Source organism: Elizabethkingia argenteiflava, assembly GCF_009904105.1.
In the GTDB taxonomy this organism is placed as follows: Bacteria; Bacteroidota; Bacteroidia; order Flavobacteriales; family Weeksellaceae; genus Elizabethkingia; species Elizabethkingia argenteiflava.
The window spans coordinates 1-421 of record NZ_JAAABJ010000501.1 but is presented as its reverse complement, the minus strand read 5'-3'; the positions used below and the strand labels follow the sequence as shown (position 1 = coordinate 421).

Genomic DNA, 421 nt, shown 5'->3' with positions numbered 1-421 from the left:
ATAATCCCCCATTGATCGGGAACTCACTCCCATAGCGTACATCGATAAGATAGTACCTTCCAGCTCATCGGTAATGAATAGCTGTCGTTTGTGCACAATCTTAGGTTCAAAAGTACCCAGGCGGTCACGACCAGTTTCTAACTCAAATGATCCAGCACTTATACTTCGCACGGCCTTCTTCGTTTTAGCGTTCTTACGGTTTTTTTGCTCGTTAAGTTTATCTTGTGCAAGGTGGTATTCAAGCTAACCGGACATCATAGATTCCAGAAAGTGATTCACCATTGGAGCCAGAACCCCATCGGTGCCAGTCTTTTTTTTTCCAGAATAAAGACCCGCAATAGCCTCCTTCTTAAAAGACTCAAAGTCAAATTCTTCTTGTGCCATAAAATATTATATTTAAAGATAATGTTTATGACACAGT

1 protein-coding gene and 1 pseudogene are annotated in these 421 nt (G+C 40.9%); both read right to left on the bottom strand.

Annotated elements, in window-relative coordinates; all coding sequences use genetic code 11:
• A pseudogene (locus tag GNY06_RS15185) lies at positions 1-210 on the bottom strand (transposase); the annotation flags it as partial.
• A gap of 33 nt (positions 211-243) precedes the next feature.
• Positions 244-384, bottom strand: a complete 141-nt coding sequence (locus tag GNY06_RS06600; RefSeq protein WP_166519329.1) for a hypothetical protein — start codon at positions 382-384, stop codon at positions 244-246.
• Positions 385-421 lie beyond the last annotated feature (37 nt).

What these genes read in the sequence shown, in the direction of transcription:
- GNY06_RS06600 (WP_166519329.1), bottom strand. Translation starts at nt 384, where the DNA reads ATGGCACAAGAAGAATTTGACTTTGAGTCTTTTAAGAAGGAGGCTATT.